This is a genomic window from Mycobacterium sp. PO1 (genome assembly GCF_017312405.1).
Classification (GTDB): domain Bacteria; phylum Actinomycetota; class Actinomycetes; order Mycobacteriales; family Mycobacteriaceae; genus Mycobacterium.
The window spans coordinates 23,133-43,580 of record NZ_BLTG01000026.1; the positions used below are offsets into that span (position 1 = coordinate 23,133).

The window sequence follows — 20,448 nt, forward strand, 5'->3', positions numbered from 1 at the left end:
AGACTTTCAACGCGCTCGCGTGGGCATTGAGCGCAGCGTCGATGGTTCGGCCCTCGATTTTCCCGCGGCATGCGTTAGCCGATTCACGGAGCGAAGAATCGGCGAACCGCGCTACCACCTCGGCCGCTGAGTCCGCATCGTCGTAAATTACCGTCCTGCGGCTACTGAACGCCCCACTACAGACGATGAACTCGGCCGCTTCGTCATCCGGGCCACCCATCAACATGCGTTTGGCGCGTCATCCAGGCAGAGCTTGGCGACGGCGTCTCTTGAAGCTGCCCGAACAACCGATCGGCAGCCTGATCACCTTCCGAGCCAAGTAACGACTTTCGGTCAAGGTGTCATACCCCAGTGCGATGATCGGTTCATGGAGGGTTACGACGTCATCGGGGACATCCACGGCAGCGCGACGAAGCTCGAGGTGCTGCTCAACAAGCTCGATTATGAGTTGGACGAGGTGACGGACGCCTACCGACACCCGCAGCGCACCGTCATCTTTGTCGGTGACCTAATCGACCGAGGCCGCGAGCAGCTACGCGTTCTCGAGATCGCCAAGGCCATGGCCGACGCCGGCACCGCCCAACTGGTGATGGGTAATCACGAGTTCAATGCGATCGCGTACGCCACCGAGTGGCCCGCCCGCAGCGGGAAGTTCCTGCGACCACGCACCGAGAAGAACGACCATCAACACCACGCCTTCCTCGAGCAAGTCACCGGGCCGCGGTACGCGCAATACATCAGCTGGTTCCGCTCGCTCCCGCTGTGGCTGGAACTGGACGGGCTTCGTGTCGTGCATGCCTGCTGGCATCAACCGTCGATGGACATCGTGACAACCGCGCTCGGCGGGAACCGCTTCACCAGCGACGATCAACTGGCACGAGCATCCGACCCCAACGATCCGCTGTTCACCGCAGTCGAGGTCCTGTTGAAGGGGCCCGAGGTCAGCCTGGTCGACCACGGCCAGCCCGCCTACCTCGACAAGGACGGAGTCGCGCGCGAACGCGCACGCATCCGGTGGTGGGCCGCCGACGCCACCACGCTCAGGGATGTCGCGATGCTGGATCGCACCTTCACCACGGCGGACGGCAGTGCCTATCCCGACCTGCCGCATCTCCCGGTGCGGGCCGAGTCACGGTCCTACGTCTACGACGGTGACGTGCCCGTGCTTTTCGGACATTACTGGCGCACAGGCACTCCCGCCCACCTCGAGGACTGGACGGCGCGCACCGCATGCCTGGACTTCAGCGCGGTCAGGGACGGCGACCTGACCGCGTACCGCTGGTCCGGCGAGCCCGAGCTCCGCGAGGAGAACTTCGTTCAGTAGCCGCCGCACTGTCGGTGCCCGGGGTTATCCTGAACTCGGCTCAAGAGCGGACGGCTGTTCGGGTACCTGGCCCGCCGTCCCGGCAACCGCGTGACCACCACACGGTGCCCCGGGGGAAGAGCAGGCACGCCCCGGCGTGCAAGCGGTGGGCACCCGAACGCGGTGTCGCCAGAAATGGCGGAAAGATGACCGAACACGATCTCAGTCCAACCGATGCGGCGCTGCGCGAACGCATCATCGTCCTGTCGGTACACATTCCGTGCGGCGGTATTCGGGGGCCGATTCAGCGGGCGACGCAGCGCAAGTTCGCGATCTGGCAATCCTGCAGCTGCGAAGACGAACCGGAGAAGTGGGACTGGGTCGACGTCTCCCGCCTGTACGACCTGTGCAGGATCTGCCTGCGCGCCACGGCGGGCGGCGTTTCACGCTTCTCCTGGATCGCTTGCGAAGACTGCCGGGCCATCAACTCCGCCGTCCACAACGCCTGGGGCTTCCGGCCCTTCGCACTCGGCCGGCACAGCCTCATGAACGGCATCGGTGTTCAAGGCGGCGCTCCACGGCAACTCCAAGAAGAACAACTCGCACGGTTGACGGAGTTCGCGCGGGGAGACAGCCGCCTATGGGAGTGGCGGCAAACCGAATATCGGCGGCTGGCAGCGCACTTCGATCCGCTGGCCGATGTGAAGCTGCGCATCTGGCAGGAGGTGCATCCGCCCAGTCGCGAGGCGTCCCGGGATGCGTTCGCCCGGTTGGTCGGGCCAGGCTTTCCACTCGACTGACGGGTGGCTAGCCGCGCGTGCCGGCTCCCGCGGTGCCGCGACGACGAAAAAGTTCGGCGGGACGACCGCGGGTGCCGGTAGCCATCAACCCGGTCGGCTCCAGTTGCGGGTCCATGGTGCGGCGGAACCAGTCCCGCTGCATGGCCCGACCCGTGATCCGCTCATGGGCAAGCCGCAGCTGCAGGATGGTGAACTCGTCACCGAGCAGTCCGTCGGGGTCGGGGCGGTCGGAGTAGCGCGCCCGTAGGTAGTCGACTGCCCGTTCGATAATGTCGGCGTGGTCGTAGGGCAGCCGGCCGGGCCGCTCGACCGGCATCAGACGGGTGGTCGACGGGGCGCGGGACTGGATCCGTTCGGGTCGGACGACGTCGACGTGCCCGACGGACAGGACCCACCCGCGGTCGTCACGGTCGGGAGCGTCGAACACATGCAGCTGTCGAGGGTTCAACCCGCTCACGCCGGCCTTCACGTCGAGAGAACGCCGCACCGCGTCCGCCAGGGTCTCCCCTTCATGCAGGAACGTGCCGGGCAACCCCCAGCCGGCGCCGTTGGTCCGCCGCACCTCGAGAACCACCAAGCCGACTTGCTCATCGAGAGTCAGTACGGCGGTGTCGACCGCGACCGACGGTCGTGGATAGTCGGCCAGTGTGCGGCCGCTGCTGTCGCGGTATGGGTTGGTGTTCATGTCGGAAGCAGATGCTACTCTGGTATCAGTTAGATCATATTTGCGCTAATTCAACGGAATGGGGGTTTCGATGACAGCGAAGCAGGATCGAATCGAAGGTGTACTACTCGGCACAGCCGCGGGCGACGCGCTGGGTGCACCGTATGAGTTCCAACCACCACGGGGCCCGGAGCTCGAGGTCGTGATGAACGGGGGCGGGCCGTGGGCGCCCGGTGAGTGGACCGACGACACCGCCATGGCCATCGCGATTGCCGAGGTCGCCGCGACGGCCGTCGATCTCCGCGACGAGTTGGCACAGGACCGCATTGTGCTGCGCTGGCGTGAGTGGAGCCTCGGCGCGAAGGACGTCGGGATCCAAACGCGTCAGGTACTGGGCGAGGCATCGCGGCGGGGTGCCACCACCGCCGAACGTGCTCGCGCAGAATCCGCTCGGCACCATGAGCGGACCGGCCGCAGCGCCGGCAACGGGTCATTGATGCGGACGGCTCCGGTGGCGTTGGCGTACCTGCACGACGAGGACGCGTTGACCGAGGCTGCCCGCGCGATCAGCGGACTCACCCACTTCGATGCCGACGCCGGCGACGCATGCGTGCTGTGGTGCACCGCCATCCGCCACGCAGTGCTCACCGGCGGACTCGACGTCCGAGTCGGGTTGCGGCACCTCGCTTCCGACCGGCAACAGGTATGGAGCGAACGCATCGATGAAGCCGAGAACGCCCCGCCGACAGCGTTCCCGAAGAACGGCTGGGTGGTGCAGGCGCTGCAGGCCGCCTGGTCGGCGATTACGGCGGCACGGAGTGCCGACGACGTGGCGTTCCCGGCCGATCGGTTTCGCCGCGGCATCGATGCGGCGGTGCGGGCGGGGTTCGACACCGACACCGTGGCGGCGATCGCCGGCGGTCTGTTGGGGGCTGTGTACGGAGCGTCCGCGGTGCCGTGGGAGTGGAGAAGCAGGCTGCATGGTTGGCCGGACCTCACCGCGCATGACCTCGCCGGTTTGGCCGGCAGGATCGCGAGCCGCGGGCGGGCGGCCAGCTTCGACCCGATGTACCGCGGCTACCGCATCGACGCGCTGGCACCGCACCCCTACGACGATCGGGTTCTGCTGGGCGGCATCGGAGCCCTGCACAACCTGCCCAGCGAGGTCGACGCCGTGGTGTCGCTGTGCCGAATCGGGGACGACCACGTCCGACTGGACATCCCGCACGTCGAAGTCCGGCTCATCGACAGGGCCGATCCCGACGAGAACCCGCACCTGGAATTCGTGCTGCTGGAGGCGGCCCGCGCCGTCGAACAATTGCGGCGCGACGGCAGGACGGTCCTGCTGCATTGCGTAGAGGGTGTCAGCCGCACGCCGACAGTCGCAGCGCTGTACGGCGCGTGGGTACGTGGGGTGGGTACCGAGGAAGCGCTGAATGCTGTCATCGAAGCACTGCCCCGCGCGGTGCCCAATACCCGGTTCCGGCAGGCGCTCGCCGATCTCGACACCAATAACGCGGGTGTGACCACTGAGGAGGTTCGGTGACAGCAGCCTTCAGCTTCACTGACGACGAGTATCGCGAACACATCGCAGTGCTCGAGAATCAGCTGAACCTGTTGCGGAGCAGAGACATCGACTCCCGAACGCTGTACGGCGTCACGACCCGCGGATGGGTGCTGTGGTCCGCGGAGCGCCGTGACGCGCATCGGCGCCTGTTACGGGATCTATGGAACCAACATGCCGTGACCATCCCCCGAGAGGCAGGAGCCATGTTGGTGGCGGGGGTAGACGGCGCCGGGAAGACGACAATGCGGAGCAACCCGGACAACGGGTTAGGCGCCGACCAGTACTTCGTCATCGACCCCGATGAAATCGAGGAAGCGATGGCGCAGCGAGGAATGATTCCGCATATCGACGGGCTCTCCCCGCTGGAGGCGAGTCCGCTGGTGCACGAGGAAGCGTGGGAGATCGCCGAACGATTGGCGCAACTCGCATACCGCGAACGGTGCAACGTGCTGTGGGAGATCCCAATGAACAGCCCGGATGCGGGACATCGGATCGCCGAGCTGAGCGCGATCGGTTACGAAGTCAACGGCGGGTTCGTCGATGTGCCGGTCGATGTCGCGCGCGAGCGCGCGGTTCTTCGACATCGTCACAACGAGGATGCGTACCGCAACGGGAGCGGGTACGGAGGTCGGCTGCTTCCTATGTTGGTTCATGAATCCTGTCGGCCGTCGACTGAATCGGAGCCTCAGCAGGCTGCTCCGCGCGTGTCGGCTTCGCCTGTCGACGCGGTGCGCGCGCTCATCGATCGGCATGAACGTCGGGTGCTGGACTTCGAATCACTGGTCGCGGGCGTGATGCGCCGTTGGCAACACCGGGACGACGTCGAGCAGACACCCGCCGAATGGCCTGATGTCTACCGACGTTGCGAGGAGGTTCCCGATGACGACGACGTCTTCTGGGTCAGCGTGGCGGAAGACCGCGGATCGCTGACTGTCGGGCAGACCGAGAAGGTGTTTACTGCGCTCGAGACGGTTCTCAGCACCAACGACGATCAGGAGCGGCGAAGCGGGACGCAGCGGGACGGTATTCATCCCTAGGTGTTGGATGTCTTGGTGACGTTCGTCCGGGCCACGTCGCGCAGCTGGATGCACATCGACTTGCACGCCACCGAAATGAGCGCGCTATGTGTCCGATCGGCGGGCGACGGTCGCGAGCCGGAAGTGCTTCATGATTCCAGAGCATCAGGAACCCGCAGCAGGGACGCGACGAGCCCGCACAGATGCTGAACTTCGGCGGCGGAGGGCTGTAGCTCGAACGCGTGCACGTGACACGCACTGCTGAGCCGGTTCCAGGCGATCGCCGCAGAGTCGGCAGCCTCCTCATCATCCAAAGAGCGCAATACCGCCAGTTTGGTGCGCATGCTCGCCCAGGCTGCTGGCGCCCCTAGATCGGTACATCGTTCGTCCACGATCACTTCTAGCGCCTGGCGCGCGAGGAATGCGGCCATTCTGGAGGACAGACCATCGCGTCGCGGTTCCCTAATGACGCGTTGCGCATGCCCCAAGAGCGTCACTGCGCTCATCGCGGCCCCACTAGATCCTCGACCGTTCGTTCAAGGTCGCGCACATCTTCCTTCGACAACTCTCCGACCTGCCCATGAGCACCAGCATTTCCGATCTGCAGCACGTTCATTCGACGCTTCTGGGCCCCTAACCAATCGGTTACGTCCGCTTTCTCGTCGCCCAGGACGGCAAGCGCCAGACGTTGGCGTGTGGTCTTCGCCGACTGCCATTGTCTCTCGGCGACTGAACGTGCTGTTCCCGCAATCGACTGGCGCGCGTAGTGCGATTGGCGAGCAGCAGTTTCCAGCGCCATGCGGAACAGATTCGGCGCAACGCGGCCCTTCACCTCGTCGGCGAGGTTCTTGTCCTGGATCATCGCGAAGGCATCGTCGATGAGCCGACGAGCCGGGTCGATATTCAGGCGTGTCCTAACCTTGGATCCCGAGTCGCGAACCACTTCGATGAGCCGGGCGTCCACGCCGGTTTCTCGGATGACGGACGCCAGCCGGTCATCATGGGAGAAAACGACGATTTGGTGGGTGCGCGCGATCTCGGTCAGCACGCGGACGAAGCCGTCGATCTTCGACGGATCCATGGCCTGGATCGGATCATCAAGCACCACGAACCGAAAGGGACTCTTCACCGATGTCGCACGTGGGAGGAACAGCGCCAGCGCGACGGCGTTCTGCTCACCCTGGCTCATCACGGACAACGCCTGGGTGGGTTCCCCATCCACGGAGCCGCTGAGCACCGCCTTCCGTTTCGTCGCAGTCCCGGTGAGCGTGATATCCCCGAGATCGACGTTGCTTTCCTGGCGCAGTTCGCTCCAGATCTGACGTGCCTGCGCTGCGATCGGCTTAAGTCGCAAATTCCGAAAGTCAGTACCCTGTTTCGTGGCCCAACTACGGGCGGCATTGATTGCTTTGTACTGAGCGTCTAACTGCTGCGCCCGTCGCTCCTGCGGTATCCACGCCGCGACTTGTGCCGCCAACGGACCCCAGGCGTCCTCCCGTTCGGCCATCGCTGCGCCTGCTTCCCCGCGCAGTGTCTCCGCGACTCCGATCGTGTCCAAGACGGCGTCTTCAAGGTGGCTAACGCAGGCGTCGTGCTCAGCAGGCACCCCGCGGGCACGCTCAACTGCCCTGTTGTAAGCATCGAGCGAGGGCAACTCGATACCGGCCACCGCGGATATCGAATGCAGACCGCCGACCAGAGCATTAGCCTCGGCGCGCGCCGATTTCAGTTCGTCGGAGGCTGCGCGGTATTCGGCGACTGACGCCTCCCCTTCGGCGACGCTGGCACGTGCTCTTTCCGCCCATGCGGAATCGAGACGCCCCTCACCGCACACTGGACAGTCGGCGTCGCTAGACCGCGCGTGATACAGCAATGCGCTGTGCAGCAGATCAATCCGTTCCGAGGTCAGCGCCACCATGCCCATCTCGCTGCGCCGTGCGGCGTCAACCGCCGAACGCAACCTTGTCGCGCAGGCTTCGATATCGGCAACGGACGGCAGTTTCAGCTCGCTGATCGCTGCGAGTGCGCGGACAACGTCCAGACCGCTGTCTGCGGCACCGGTCACCACCGCCTGGATCTCCTCAACAGGCCGCACGTGCTTTTTTAGCAGCTTCACCAACCCGACGGCACGCTCATCGGTTGAGGATGTCAACGTCGTGATCGCCTGCTTCCGCGCGTTATCGGCCGCATCACGTACCACTTTGACATCCCGCAAATCAGCGGCGAGCTTTCTCTCTACCGCGGACAGAATCTCCAGCCCAAGCAGTTTGGCGAGAGCGTCGTACAGGGCCGACGGTCCGCCGTCGAAGAGCCGGCCGAGCTCCTCATAGGTCAGCACGGGCCGATGCAGCTCGAGCGGTTTCGCCCAACCCAGGCTGTCGAGTCCTTCGGTGGACGTCTCCCCCAGCCGCTGTGTCCAGAGGGTGCGATCGGCCAACTCGGCGTCGGCGTCCCAATCCACGCCGACTTTGACGACGCCCTGGCGCTCCTGCGCGAATTCGACGCGAAGCGCGCAGGGATTCGGCTTGTGCAAGTTGCGCCACGATTCCGACCACAGCGCTTGCTTGTCGCGCCAACGGTAGCTGGTGCCGGTCAGCGCCAGTTCGACCGCCTCGGCGAAGCTGGATTTCCCGGAGCCGTTGCGACCACTAATCACGGTCAGGCCCGGGGCGGGGTGCAAGTCGAGTTTCGTGGTCGACCCGATGCCGCGGAAGCCGGACACCGTGATGTTGGTCAGGTACGTCGGCGACCAGTCGGTTCCTGCGTCGTCGTCGGACTCATCCACGACGTCGGCGAGCGCCCCCAACACCAGCTCGCGGGCCGCCTCATCCAATGCGCTGTCGGCATCGAGCAACTGCAGGATTGCGTCCTGAACGGACTGCTCGGCACTGTCTACATCCCCGTGTTCAGTCTCCTCCACGAGTTGATTGAACTACGGAACACCGACATCCGGGTTCGGATTTGTTTTGGTCGCGGTTGATAACCAGCGCGATGGTGTGTTTGTACTTGGCTCGGGTGACAGCAAGTTCGGGACTTACCGCATGAGACGATCGCCCCACTGCTGGCTCGGTCAGCGGGTGGATGCGGTCCTAAAGACTGGCCAGCGGACCGCAAACGTACAAGCTGGCCTGATGGCCCTCATCGAGCGCTGCATCGAGAACCTTCCCGAGGATCCTGGCGACACGGTGCGCGTGCCCGGAGTTGCCTCACCGAGTTTTGGAGGCCTACTAGCGACAGGTCCGGCCATTCGACGGGCACGAGCTTCGCCAGTCGACGCAACCGCGCACCCAAATTCATCGTCACCGCCCAGTCGCGCGCCAGCGGGCCGAGCTGAGTCGGTGGAGATCGTCGCGTATGCACGTGCCTGCCGAGTACCAGACCGCGATCTACGGGATTGTCTTGTGCCCGACGTAGAAGCCGCTAAGACGTCACAGCATCGCGACCCTGTCAGTTACTGCTGCTCAATGGTGTACTTGCCGGCAGCCACTCGGTCGTCGAGCCAGGTCTGGAAGTCCTCTGACGCCTTGCCCGCACCATTGCCGGAGAGGAATTCGCGCAACAGGTCATCAATGTCAACGCTCCACCCGTCCGCGTCGTAATACGGCGTGGACCGCCTTGATCCGGAGCCTAGATCGAGTAGCACGAACTGCAACAGCGCTTCGGCGAGGTGAAGCCACGCCTTGGGATGGGTTGGGTCACCGCCCAGCGTCGGCGCCATTTCGGGGAGTACGGCATGTCCTTCTAGTTCGAGATCACTCCATGTGAACGTCAGCATTACGTCTTTGCCGTCCGGCCATGCCATCACACCGCGCACCGGTGAACTTGACATCACCGACAACCCTTCCGTGGTCGAGCTGATGTCCTCATACCAGTCGGCGGTAGTTCCACCGCTCCACTTGAAGGAGACATCGTGGGCTACCGGGTCGCCACCCAGGGCTGCGGTCCATAGAGTCAGCTCTATTCGTCCAGGTTCGACGACCTCCTGGAGCTGCGCTGCCGGATCTTCCTCCCATGGTTCGACGTAATGTTCGGCCTCGTCCGTTTCCTCTTGCGCGACCACACGATCAGGTATCGCGTCTGCCGATTCATCCCCCACTCTGGCTCCTTTGTCGTGGGTTCATTCTGCACAATGCCGGCCGCCTCAAGCGGCCAATGTTCGCTCCCATGAATGCATCCTCTTGTTCATCTGGTATCTGCGTACTCAACGAAGGCGTTGAGGCTCGAGATCAACCGCATGTCCTCCACCGAGCGAGCCCGTGCGCGCAGCAATTCCTCGGTACATACGACGTATGCGAGGCATCGAGCACGGCTGAGTGCAACGTTTAACCGGTTGCGAGAGAACAAGAAGTCCGCACCGCGAGTCATGTCCGCTGAACTCGATGTCGTCATGCTGTAGAACACGACAGCGGCCTCGCGTCCTTGGAATTTGTCGACAGTGCCAACCGGCACATCGCACAGCCGGCCATCGGTTCCGAGCCGCTCGCGGATCAGACGCACCTGGTCGTTATACGGCGCAACCACCATGAAGTCGCCTGGCCCAAGTTGCGACGTTTCACCGTGATGATTCGTCCATGGCGTGCCCATCAAGTCAGCGATTCGATCGACAATCAGATCGGCTTCCTGCTGCGATGACGTCTTATTCCCCACGTGGTCAGCGAGGATCCAACGCAGACCGGTGCCCTGGGCCGTCGATTGCCCTTCGCAGGAAGCGTGGCTCCCGAGCCGGCCGTCATAGAACTGCTGCGAGATGAACGCGGTCACATCAGGATGCATACGTCTGGTCTCAGGGAGGAACACGCCGCGGTCGGCACTCAATGTCGCGTGCTCGCCGATCACATGATCGAGAACGCTGACGCCAGAACTGTTGGGATGTATTGCTTGAGCTACTTGCGGGAGTTGCTGCGGGTCGCCGAGCAGGATCAGGTTCCGTGCTGCAGTCGACGCCGCAAGGGCATCAGCCAGCGCCATCTGGCCAGCCTCGTCGATGAACAGGATATCGACTGGCGCTGCCCGCATGTCCGGGGAAGAGAACAGCCACGCTGTTCCGGCGACGAGGTTGTAGTCACCGCCCGCACACCCGGGATTGTTAGCGCAGTGTGTGACGTAGGGAAGGGAAGCCGCACCTTCGCTGGGCTTGCGCACCGCACGGAGGGCTTCGATGTCGCCGCACTCCTCAAAGGCTTCAACAACAGCTTCAAGTAGGTTGCCAATCGCATGATGGCTGGTGGCTGTGATCCCGACCCGCGCACCCGCGACGACAAGCGCATGGATCAACTGAGCCGCGGTATACGTCTTCCCAGCACCTGGTGGCCCCTGTACGGCGACGTAGGACCGGTCCAGTCGGGTGGCCCATTCCCGCATGTCTGCGAGATCGGCTGAGAAGAGACCCCCAGCTGGTCCCGCTCCGATGAACTTCGGCAGATCGCGCCGAAGCAGGGCCATCGTCACTTCGTTCGGTGGCCGCCGATCGAGGATGTCATCCGTGAACGCTTGCAGAGCAAATGCCTTCGGTTTCGCGTCGACCCACTCGTAGAGCACAACCGATCGGGGCGTCATCTCGGCTTGCTGCAGCTTCTCACCCCAGACGAGCTCGACGGCATGCTCTTCACGGTCCAGCCGAGCGACGGACAACATCCATGTATTCGCTTCAGGGCCGAGCATGGCGACCGTCCCGCCATCGCGGGGAAAGCGTTCCAGGTTCTGCGGGGGGAAGAGGAAGCGCATAGTAGGCGTGATCGGCGTACCTTTGGCACCGAGCCGCTCGACGAGACCTACTGGCTGAAGCCCGGCGATGCTATCCGGGTCGTCAATCACCTCCTCGATCTCCTGCTGCAACCTCGCCTTGATCGGCGTGTGATACGCCATGTACTCGCGCCACCAATAGCCGAGAAGATCGCCAAGGAAGCGTTCAACGCTGCCGGCCGGGTAGGCATGCAACTTGGGCACACGCTCGTCAAGCGCAGGGATGCCAGGTGGCGGTTCAAGATGCGAGTCACGCCATTCGAGGTCGGGCGACCTTTGGTCGACCAACCAGTCGCGTAGCGCCATCGTCGCACGTACGTCGTCTTCGTTGTAGGCGGCGATGGGGGTGAGAATCGATGCGTCACCGTCGCGCATGTACTCCTCGTACTGGACGACGGCGCCGGCGCCCTTGTCGATGTCATGACTACGCCGAAAATCGGTGAGTCGCTCCAAGTGCTTGAGTCCATACGACTCGGTACCCACCTGAATGCTATTGCGTGCAACAAGATACAGGTCGACGAAGGTACCCGTCCTGATGAGCTCCGACAGAACCTCTTCGCCGACACCGTGTGTCTCGGCCATCGTCCTGAGTGCTGTCCGTTCGGTGTGGTTGTAGTGGTAGACGTGCATGTTCGGGAATCGCACGCGACGCTGAGACAGGTGGTCAATCAGCTGCTGAGCTGCCGCCGCTTCCTGCGGCAGGTCGTGTGCCCACCACGTTCGATAAACCCAATCTGCTTTCTCGTCTCGTTCGATCAGACCGAAGAGGAAGAACAATCCAGTGTCGGCTCGCCAGAACGGGTGTCCTTCGAAATCGAGGAAGACATCCCCGTCGTCGGGAGAGGGCATCTCTTCGAAACCGTGTCCCCACACTGGATCGTCGGACGGGGTGACGACCTCGTATGGCGGAACATCCTGTAGACGTGCCTGCACTTGAAGTTCCGCCTGACGGATCAGGCGATTCAATCGCTCGGCTCGAAGTCCGTCCGGCCTGGGCGGCCGCGCCGCCAGGTCTGTCAGCGTGGTGGTGCCCGACCCGACGAGGGTGTCCACCTCGGTCTGCAGGATGCCGGCAATGTAGATAAGCGAGTCCGCGGCGCGCAACTCGTGCTCACACATAGCGTTAAACTCACAAAAGGGGCAGTGGTTGCATCGACGCGGTGTGGTTTCGGCCGACGGGCTCGCTGCCAGCGCTTCGAATAGTTGGCTGCGGAGTCGTCGCCAGTACGGTTGGAATTCGTCGACCGGCAACGACTCACGGCAACCCGATCCGAGCCAGATGTGCATCTGCTCCGGGACGGCACCGGTGAGATGAGCGATCGCTTCCGCGTAGAAGCACAGTTGCAGCACGTGGCCGGGCTTCGCTTCTGTTCGGGTGAGCTTCGCATCGACAGGCTCGAAAGATGTATGACCGTCGGGCGTAGTTACACGTTCTACGAAGTCGGCGATACCTCGAATGCCGTCGTGGACAAATGGCATCTGATAGACCACGTCGTAGTCCATCGCGAGCGGATTCCCGATGCGCTTGACCCAGGCGGTAAAGGTTTCACGCTCACGGCGAGGCGGTACCTCGAACACTGTCTTGTCTCGGCGGCGATATTCGTCGAGGCACTGTTGCTCGTGAACGAGCCCCTTATCCGCGAGGAGTTGGGCGAAGCTACCGAATGTCGGAGTAGGCCGGTCCAGCAGACCCTCGTCGACTCGGCTCGTGAGCGTTATGTAATGCGGGCACTCAAGCCAGGCGCTGACCTTGGAAGGCGTCACCACCCGCTCAACCGCCGGCGACAACGTCTTCTTCGCCCCCTCGACCTCTCCCCCTTGCATCAGCACCACTGTAGGCGCCGGAGGTGACAGGAGCGAAGACTAGGTTTCGAGATTCGAAGTCACAGGTCTTCCGCGGCCGCGGAAGTCGGCCCGCGGAAGTCACCGTTCTTCAACTGACCGCCAAGCCACGACGATGATCGGTGATAACAGCATGTCAGCCGCGTGACATGGCTTTCTGAAGCGTCCTGGGCTGGTGCACATCAAGGTCTCTACCCAGGCCAGGACGGTTCAGACCTCCACGGCCAGAAGCGCGCCACTCAGACCAAGGCGATCCGGAAGGTAGCTGCCACGTCACTCAAATTGAATGTATGCACGCGCGAACGCATCGATCCTCGAAGAGAGGCCCTCCGATACTCCTACAACCATGACCTCGCGGTTTCGAGGGCAGCCTTCATTTCCGCGGCCGTTTGAAAGCGTTGCCGTCGATCCGACCCGCACGCTTTCAGTAGGAAGTCTGCTACCGAGGGCGGGAGGTCTGCGCGAAACTGTCGTGGATCAGTTGGTTCGACGCCACCCATTGGCCGTGCACCAGGATAGGGGTGCTGGCCATCGCAGAGGAGTTCGTAGAGGGTGACTCCGACGGCGAACAAGTCGGTGGTGACATCCCAGCGCGTCAGGTCAGCGTCCGGAGGTTGGTAAGGCGGAGTGCCCGATACCGTGTAAACAGGGTCACCCACGCGGGAGGCGATATTGAAGTCCAGAAGCTTTGCGCCTGATCTGGTGAGCATGATGTTCTGCGGCTTAATGTCGCGATGCACCAGCGCCTTTTCGCTGAGGCTCATCAGCTCCTCGTACTCCGCAGCTGACAGCTCGTCCTCCCGCTTCTTGAGATCGAGTTCATCAAGCCGTGCGCTGTCTGGGTGAATTGCAATGAGTGCGTTAAGTACGTCAAGTGCGACATCGATCGCTTCACGGTCTCGCAACTGCTTTTTCCCAGTCGCATAGTCAGCGAGCAATTCCCCGTTGACGTACTCCATCACGAGATACCACTCGCCCTGATCTGTGCTGTCTGCCCAGATGACCTTAACGATGTTCGGGTGCTGGGCCTTTCGGAGGGCGCCGATCTCTCGCCGAACGGCGTCATATCCGGCTGCCGTTTCGAACAACTTGAGTGCTCGCTGCTCGCCTTCAACGGTGTCGAGAACACGGTAAACCTTCGAAAATCCGCCGCTTCCGAGAACTTCTTCAACCTCGAAGCGGCCACCAATGCGGTCGCCGACCTGGTAATCCCGCGCCGCGACACGCGCCGAGACTTCGTTCGCGTCAGGTTCCGGAAGAGCTTCACGGCCTGAAGCGTCGTTACTTTCCTGTGCGGCTCCACTCTCGAGGCGCAGCCGGTGCTTAACGGACTCGTCGCAATACACCACGGTCTCTGGCGTGTCACCGACGCGATAGCTGAGGTCTACCTTTCCGAACTCGGCTGCACCGATGAATGCCTGTTGCTCTTTGACCCGTCTACGCATCTCGAGCGCCAATTCCGCCGCCCAATCCAGTGCGTCGTCGGGCACCTGCATGGTTGGGTCGGGCCACAGCAATTTGAGAAGGCCATTCACGGTATTGTTAGCCGCTTTTCGATCACGGCCGCTCAACTGACTTCCCCACTCGAGTCGGCCCTGCGTGGCTTCAAGGCGCGAAGTTCGACGGAGCTGACTCCAGCACTCGGCCAGGAAGTCGCTGACGAAGCCGAAGTGCTTGGTGAAGTATGAGGGATCAAGTTTGGGGACATCCCATCCCGGCAGATAGGCGTGGATTCGATCATGGAAGGCGGTGTCGTTGCGCATCTCCTTGGGCATGGGCCCGAACAGGTGACCGCGCCGAAGTTCTTCCAGGACGTCGACATCGAAGTTGCCGACCATCACGATGCCACCCTCCGCACGGATGCTTTCTTTTCCGCGGCTGAATTCTCCGGACTCCATGTAGCCCTTGAGGATGTTGACACCCTCCTTTGTGTCGAACGACACGCCGGACACCTCGTCGAAACAGATGACGTCGTACTGCGCGACGAGACCGCGCCGACCGGTTGCATTGTTGACGAACATGTTCGCGATGGTCGCCTTGCCGCCCGAGACCAAGTGTGCGTATGGCGAGATCTGTTGGTAGAGATGCGACTTCCCGGTTCCCCGCGGCCCCAACTCCACTGCGTTGTAGTTCGGGACGACGAAAGGAACCATCCGCGCAAGGAGGACGTCTTGTTCTCGGGTCGAGAATCGAGCGGGTTCGAACCCCACACTGCGCAACAGCAAGCCCCGCCATTGGTCGAGGGTGAAGTGCTTGCGCCCATCAATTAAGGTGTCGACCGCATCGCGTGTAGACATTTGAATTGGACGCACTGACTCTACGCGGAACGGCTGCCCACCGGGATCTCGGCCCAGAGCGGCAATATACTCGAGCGATACTTCGGCGTAGAAGCCGCCCGTTAGCATACGGTCGTGTTCGTTGACCAATTCATCGGCAATATGGATGTCACTCAGCTGCAAGCTCGGCAGCTCGGCCTTGTAGGAGTCAGATCTCGCATCTAACCGCGCCCGAAGTAAGTCGATGATCTTTACGCGTCCCTTTTCCCGCGCGCGTGACTTGAACAATTCCTCTTCGCCCGCGCGGACAGTCCGCTCTTTCATCGACCGTTCGACGATTGCCAAACCCTCGGCGATCTCGTCGGGGTCGGTGGTGGCACAGTATCTTCCGAGCAGAAACTCGCCCACATAAGTCGGGACCGGATACTGGCCCCGAAACTGCTGGGCCAGATCTTTCCGGACGAGGTAACCTTCGAAAACCCTCGCCGCCAGGGAGTCGAGGTCATCAACGGCACTCATCGATTTTGCCCAACTCTGACCTCGCGCTGCGCAAGCACTTGACCGTCGGGGGTGGCGAGGACAACGAATGCTCGCTCGCCTTCGTGATCCTCATCGGGAACCACCAGGGAGATCCGGCCGGGCCCTACTGTCTCCTTTGCCTTTTCCGCGATACTTGTATTGGCAGCACCGGGTAAGGCGCGGATGTCCGCAACTAGCCCGTGCGCGAAACCGCCTACGTCGATTCGGCACAGCTGGCCGAGCCACCTAACCATCGTAATCTCAGGACTACCGGCTGCGGCGGTCGTACTACTACCCGCCCGCACCGAGAGCCTAGGAGCAAAGCACTCCTGCGGGCTAACCCCACCATGCTCATACTCCTTGCCCGCTTCGAAACAAGACACACCCGGAGCCAACGCAATGCGGACGTCCGGATCCCAGAACCATGGCACGGTAGGGGCATCCACGACCGCGCCATCTTTAAGTCGGGCGCATCTGCCCTTCTTCACCTCCGTCGCTGATTTAGGCAGCTCCGCCTTCTCCAATCCACCCGGTAAGAGAATCCAGCCGTGGTCGGTGACGATCTCAACCCGCTGCCAACCCGCGTCGAGTAGCTCGCGCGTCCGGTTGGCGATGCGTTGGATTTCTTCATTGAGATAGTCGACTATGCGAACCCCAACGTCATGTCCACGATGATCAATGTCGCCCGTTTCGGTCCAAGCTGACCCCGCGGGGTCACCCTTGTCGACTGGACCGAGAGTCTGAATGCCGGCCGCTTGCATAAGTGCTCGAAGCACTTGGATCGTCGCTCTCGTTCCGGTCGACGCATCTGCGGCGCAGAGATCAGGACCTGGACCAAGCGCACCGGCCGCGACCGGTACAAGGGCTGCCTTAGCCGTTGGCGTGACTGTCGGCAAGGCAGCGAGACTCGTCTGAATATCGGCCTCGAGTCCGAAATCAGTCAATCGATCGTGCACCCGTCTCGCGACATCGAGCCGTAAGCCGTCAATGAAAACCATGACAACACCGGGCTCTGGGGTGATCGCCGTCTGCGGCACATACGTTCCGGCATTGACCATTGGGCCGATGGCCTTCTGAAGGGCTTTGGCATTCCGGTCCAGCCAGGGGTGATAAATTGTGCGTACTGCGGTGCTTACGGCAGCCCGGTCGGCATCGGTTGATGCGGTCGAGAGGGCATGTACTACTGCCGCATCCGCTCGCCATCCTCGGTTCTCGTAATCAGAGCGCAAGGGGTCAAGCTTCTCGGCGACATCACTACTGGACACGATTTCGACGAGAGCCACGAGTTGTTCGAGCGCAAACGCTACCGGCGCTTGATCAAGAGTTGCCCAGACCGTAGCGCGCCGCCATGCATGAGACGCCTCCAGCTCCGTGACTTTGCTCCACGCCTCAGAAGCGGTGAAGGCGGCGAACTTGTTAAAGGCGTTCCGCAGCTCCGTTTCCGCAGCCTCGTTTTCTTGCGGCCACACATCACGGTCATCAACGAATAGCTCGTCCGGCCGCGCTCTCCTCAACTGCTCAGGGATTCCCGGATACCTCTCGGGTGTATCCGCGAAACGCTTCCACACCTTCGACCAGGCGCCGATACGCGAGGCGAGTTTCCGTGCCGCGATAATTTCGCCGTCGGACGTAGGGTCGAATCCCAGATCAGCCTTGCACTGTTGGGTGAAAGCGAGGAACCTCGGCTCGTCGAAGCGCTCACGATAGCTGCTCGGATCATCGAGCCAATCCAAAACGCTTCGCACAGGGTCAGGGTTGACGAGCTGATTGAAGTAATCGACATCGAGCACCTGCCGCTTCACTCGGTCCATCGGTTCGTCCAACAAGAGCTTGAGCGCAAGTATCAACGCCGATCCGGTTTCGGCGTCCTCAGCGATCTGAAGGCCAATGCCCCGCGTAGCGTGCGCCAACAGGGCCCGCGGGGTCCAGTCACGTGAGTTGGGATGGGAGAACCATTGGCTCCGGTACTGCAACTCGGCAATCGGCTTAAGCGAGGGTGGACAAGATTCGACCGCGCGCAGTGAATTGCGTCCCACTCCAGGCAAATACAGAATCGGCACACCGTCCGGAAGTGCAAGCGGATAGGTGCCGGCGATTACGCATCGCATCCAGTAGCCCGGTCCACGCCGGCGATCAACATCAAAATCACCGAGCGAGATGACCGGCAGCCGTTCGCCGATTCGCTCGATGATGGTTGCCCATGCCCTTGTCTCATCGGGCCACAGCACAGCAACCGGTGGGGACTGAGCGTTATGGTTGTAGTCGGAGGCCGCATCCAGACATGACACCAGTGCGTCGAAAACGGTCTCACTCATACGCGCCCTTCCGACCGCCGTGCGTTGTCCTTGTCGGCGAGGGTGAGATGAATATCGTTGTGCCGCTCGGTGCCGTCGGGGTTCTTGCCTCGGTCTTTGCGCCAGTGGATGTTGAACGCTGAGCGCAGCACTCCGGCCTCGACGAACGGACGAATGTTCAGACGCACGCCATCGTTGAGGTCGGGTTCCCAACCGATCGGTTGTCCGTGCGTTTCTTTCCATCTGACGTAGATGTCGTAAGGGGCTTCTCCCTCCAGGATCAGCTCCAGTCGACGCTGCAAGTCCGTCGCCGCGGCCAAACGGGCCTCGGCCCCGGCGACTTCGTCTCTAACCTCGGCCTTTTGTCGCTCCACCCAATCGGTTCCCAGGTAGGTGTAGGTCAGCTTTTCAAGCGTTTTGCGATCCAACTTGTGGTAGTTCACCAACGCAGAGAAACCGTCCCGCTGTCCGTCCCAAATATGCCAAACGAACGGCCGATTCCCGAACACTGCACAGTGCTGTTTGAAGAAATCATCGCGAAGCCAATCTGCGATGCTCTTTTTCTTGCTACCCGCTCGCTGCAACTCTTGCGTAATCACCGACGGAGACCACCGATCCCCGTATGCAGCAGCCAACAACTGTTGCAGCCGATCTGCTGCCGGCGCTTCACCGGCGACTGAAGGCAAACACACAATTCCATCCGCATCCGGAAACGCTTCTAAATCATCTGATTCCGCTTGTTCCGGCCACCGATATCCCACCAACCGAGCCACCGCCACCTGCAATGGTGTATTCGAAACCTCCGGACGACCCTCGAATAACCACTGCGTCGGATCATCCGACCACGGTTCCGGCAATCCATCCGGGAATCTCTGCTTAGCGACCGAATTCCAGTAGCCTGGATCGAACGGCACCTTCAGGAGAGTTTGGTTCGTTACCTTTAAGGACCGGTCAAGAAGTCGCACGCTCGTGCTGTAGCTAGGGTCGGAAATAAAGCACCACAGAGCCGGCAAAAGTGCTTCATCATGAGGCCACACCACTGCGCAGTTGTTATCGAACGACTCACCGGTGTATCGCGTAACAGGCAAATCGCCCATAAGCGATACGACAATGCCGCCTTTGCCCCAAGCACCTTCTCCTTGGAGACTCGCTATCCCTGCTTTCGCCAATTCTGCAAGGACTCCATCGCCGCTTTCCCAAAATAAAACGCTTTCTCGACCGGAAAAGTGATTCGTCTCCAATGTCGTGCCCTGATGATATCTCCATTCACTACCAATGCTGCCCAGTTCCCAAAAGTAGCGAATTAGACGAGCGCCATCTCCAGTACGCAGACCATACAGACTGGACGCCTTTTCCGACATCAACGGCCCTGAGGGTAGATCGACCGCAAGAATGCGCGCATCGGGATTCTCGAGAGATTTCGTTTGCTTGTGTGCCACACCTTCAGCTTTAGTCAGGCGTTCAACTTTTTCAGCGATAGTTCTTTGAGAACTTACATCGAACGCTACCCATGAGTCATCGTATCCATATTTCTGCGGCTCACCGAGCCATAGGATCACATTGACGACTTCGCCTGAGATGGATCCAAAAGCTCCGGCGCCGAGAAAAGCTATGATCTTGATCGACCAATTGCGAAGAAGTTCACTCCGCAACGATTTATAACGGGAAAGTTGAGTCCATCCTTGTGGCAGAACCGTCGCTGCCGTGCCCTGGCGACTGAGGCCTCCGATCCGTTCCAGCATCACCGTCGCCAGATCGTGCTTCGATAGAGGATATAGACGGTCGCAAAATGACCGCAAAATGTCCGATTGATTACTGCGCGACAAATAAGGAACATTGGTAGCTACGAGCGTGTAGCGGCGGGAGAGGTAGTCAGCTGCGCGCACGATGCCTGCAGCGTCGGCGCCGAGGACTGCAGTGACGGGGTCGGCCACCTCGGTCTCGACGGCCTTTTCAAGTATTGGCGCAAGGTCGTCCCACTCGACATCTTCAAACGAATGCTGAAGCCCAGAGGGGTCGGTGAGTTCCGCAGCTTGTTTGGGATCAATGAGACTACCGAGGGTGTCGGCATCGCGGAACAAAATGTGCAACCGCACCAAGGCGTTTTCCAGCCGCTCATCGCCACCGGCAAGCTTTGTCCACTCCGCCACTGACGCTTTCACCGGAATCCCCGAACAGGCGACGTTCGGCACCGGCACCTGACGCCATCCACCGCCGGCCTTCCACGCTTGAAACGCCAAAGCGAACATCGCAATCTGCACACACCGTGGATCCAGTTCAAGACCGAACAAGTTGTCCCGCAGCACCGCGTCCTGCGCCTCGACTGGATCTATTCCCTCTTCTTCGGCGCGCATCCGCCACAACATCGCAAATGCCTCGACTAGAAAATGCCCCGACCCACAACACGTTATGCGCTGTATTTGGG

Annotated in this window: 12 protein-coding genes and 1 riboswitch; of the genes, 4 read left to right on the forward strand and 8 right to left on the reverse strand. The window is 61.6% G+C overall.

All coding sequences use genetic code 11. The features are described 5' to 3' along the window. The first annotated feature begins 367 nt into the window (after positions 1 to 367). On the forward strand, positions 368 to 1,324 hold the full coding sequence (locus tag J3476_RS11835; RefSeq protein WP_207066672.1) for a metallophosphoesterase: 957 nt from the start codon (positions 368 to 370) through the stop codon (positions 1,322 to 1,324). Between the two features lie 38 nt (positions 1,325 to 1,362). After that, positions 1,363 to 1,475: riboswitch (SAM riboswitch) on the forward strand. 34 nt (positions 1,476 to 1,509) lie between these two features. Further along, entirely contained in the window at positions 1,510 to 2,103 is a 594-nt protein-coding gene (locus J3476_RS11840) for a hypothetical protein (protein ID WP_207066673.1), read from the forward strand. Positions 2,104 to 2,110: 7 nt separating this feature from the next. Here J3476_RS11840 and J3476_RS11845 read toward each other — a convergent pair whose 3' ends face one another. After that, on the reverse strand, positions 2,111 to 2,788 hold the full coding sequence (locus J3476_RS11845; protein ID WP_207066674.1) for an NUDIX domain-containing protein: 678 nt from the start codon (positions 2,786 to 2,788) through the stop codon (positions 2,111 to 2,113). Positions 2,789 to 2,858: 70 nt separating this feature from the next. Between J3476_RS11845 and J3476_RS11850 the strand changes: the two genes are divergently transcribed. Beyond that, entirely contained in the window at positions 2,859 to 4,313 is a 1,455-nt protein-coding gene (locus J3476_RS11850; RefSeq protein WP_207066675.1) for an ADP-ribosylglycohydrolase family protein, read from the forward strand. 224 nt (positions 4,314 to 4,537) lie between these two features. Then, positions 4,538 to 5,371: a zeta toxin family protein gene (locus tag J3476_RS11855; RefSeq protein WP_207066676.1), complete on the forward strand. Its 834-nt coding sequence runs from the start codon at positions 4,538 to 4,540 to the stop codon at positions 5,369 to 5,371. A gap of 128 nt (positions 5,372 to 5,499) precedes the next feature. On the opposite strand, the gene J3476_RS11860 is transcribed toward J3476_RS11855, so the two are convergent. The 7 genes from J3476_RS11860 to J3476_RS11890 all read right to left on the reverse strand — a co-directional run bounded on the left by J3476_RS11860 (position 5,500) and on the right by J3476_RS11890 (position 20,377). Further along, the gene (locus J3476_RS11860) at positions 5,500 to 5,781 is read right to left on the reverse strand and encodes a hypothetical protein (protein ID WP_286182929.1); all 282 of its coding nucleotides are present in this window, start codon (positions 5,779 to 5,781) and stop codon (positions 5,500 to 5,502) included. A gap of 71 nt (positions 5,782 to 5,852) precedes the next feature. After that, entirely contained in the window at positions 5,853 to 8,270 is a 2,418-nt protein-coding gene (locus J3476_RS11865; protein ID WP_286182930.1) for an AAA family ATPase, read from the reverse strand. Positions 8,271 to 8,801: 531 nt separating this feature from the next. Beyond that, complete coding sequence (locus tag J3476_RS11870) at positions 8,802 to 9,446, reverse strand: hypothetical protein (RefSeq protein ID WP_207066678.1); 645 nt, start codon at positions 9,444 to 9,446, stop codon at positions 8,802 to 8,804. An 86-nt stretch (positions 9,447 to 9,532) separates the two neighbouring features. Then, positions 9,533 to 12,916 carry a TM0106 family RecB-like putative nuclease gene (locus tag J3476_RS11875; protein WP_207066679.1) on the reverse strand — a complete coding sequence of 1,128 codons (3,384 nt, stop codon included), beginning with the start codon at positions 12,914 to 12,916 and terminating at the stop codon, positions 9,533 to 9,535. A gap of 356 nt (positions 12,917 to 13,272) precedes the next feature. Continuing rightward, the gene (gene brxL, locus J3476_RS11880) at positions 13,273 to 15,729 is read right to left on the reverse strand and encodes a BREX system Lon protease-like protein BrxL (RefSeq protein WP_207066680.1); all 2,457 of its coding nucleotides are present in this window, start codon (positions 15,727 to 15,729) and stop codon (positions 13,273 to 13,275) included. Then, complete coding sequence (gene pglZ, locus J3476_RS11885; RefSeq protein WP_207066681.1) at positions 15,726 to 18,044, reverse strand: BREX-1 system phosphatase PglZ type B; 2,319 nt, start codon at positions 18,042 to 18,044, stop codon at positions 15,726 to 15,728. Before pglZ ends, brxL begins: the two co-directional genes overlap by 4 nt. Beyond that, a complete protein-coding gene (locus J3476_RS11890) occupies positions 18,041 to 20,377 on the reverse strand; it encodes a hypothetical protein (protein WP_207066682.1) in 2,337 nt (778 codons plus the stop codon). Before J3476_RS11890 ends, pglZ begins: the two co-directional genes overlap by 4 nt. Between the last annotated feature and the right edge of the window lie 71 nt (positions 20,378 to 20,448).

Excerpts from the sequence above, each read along its gene's own strand:
- brxL (WP_207066680.1), bottom strand. The coding sequence starts at position 15,729 with ATGAGTGCCGTTGATGACCTCGACTCCCTGGCGGCGAGGGTTTTCGAA.
- J3476_RS11835 (WP_207066672.1), top strand. The coding sequence starts at position 368 with ATGGAGGGTTACGACGTCATCGGGGACATCCACGGCAGCGCGACGAAG.
- J3476_RS11855 (WP_207066676.1), top strand. The coding sequence starts at position 4,538 with ATGTTGGTGGCGGGGGTAGACGGCGCCGGGAAGACGACAATGCGGAGC.
- J3476_RS11845 (WP_207066674.1), bottom strand. The coding sequence starts at position 2,788 with ATGAACACCAACCCATACCGCGACAGCAGCGGCCGCACACTGGCCGAC.
- J3476_RS11860 (WP_286182929.1), bottom strand. The coding sequence starts at position 5,781 with ATGGCCGCATTCCTCGCGCGCCAGGCGCTAGAAGTGATCGTGGACGAA.
- J3476_RS11890 (WP_207066682.1), bottom strand. The coding sequence starts at position 20,377 with ATGCGCGCCGAAGAAGAGGGAATAGATCCAGTCGAGGCGCAGGACGCG.
- pglZ (WP_207066681.1), bottom strand. The coding sequence starts at position 18,044 with ATGAGTGAGACCGTTTTCGACGCACTGGTGTCATGTCTGGATGCGGCC.
- J3476_RS11840 (WP_207066673.1), top strand. The coding sequence starts at position 1,510 with ATGACCGAACACGATCTCAGTCCAACCGATGCGGCGCTGCGCGAACGC.
- J3476_RS11850 (WP_207066675.1), top strand. The coding sequence starts at position 2,859 with ATGACAGCGAAGCAGGATCGAATCGAAGGTGTACTACTCGGCACAGCC.
- J3476_RS11875 (WP_207066679.1), bottom strand. The coding sequence starts at position 12,916 with ATGCAAGGGGGAGAGGTCGAGGGGGCGAAGAAGACGTTGTCGCCGGCG.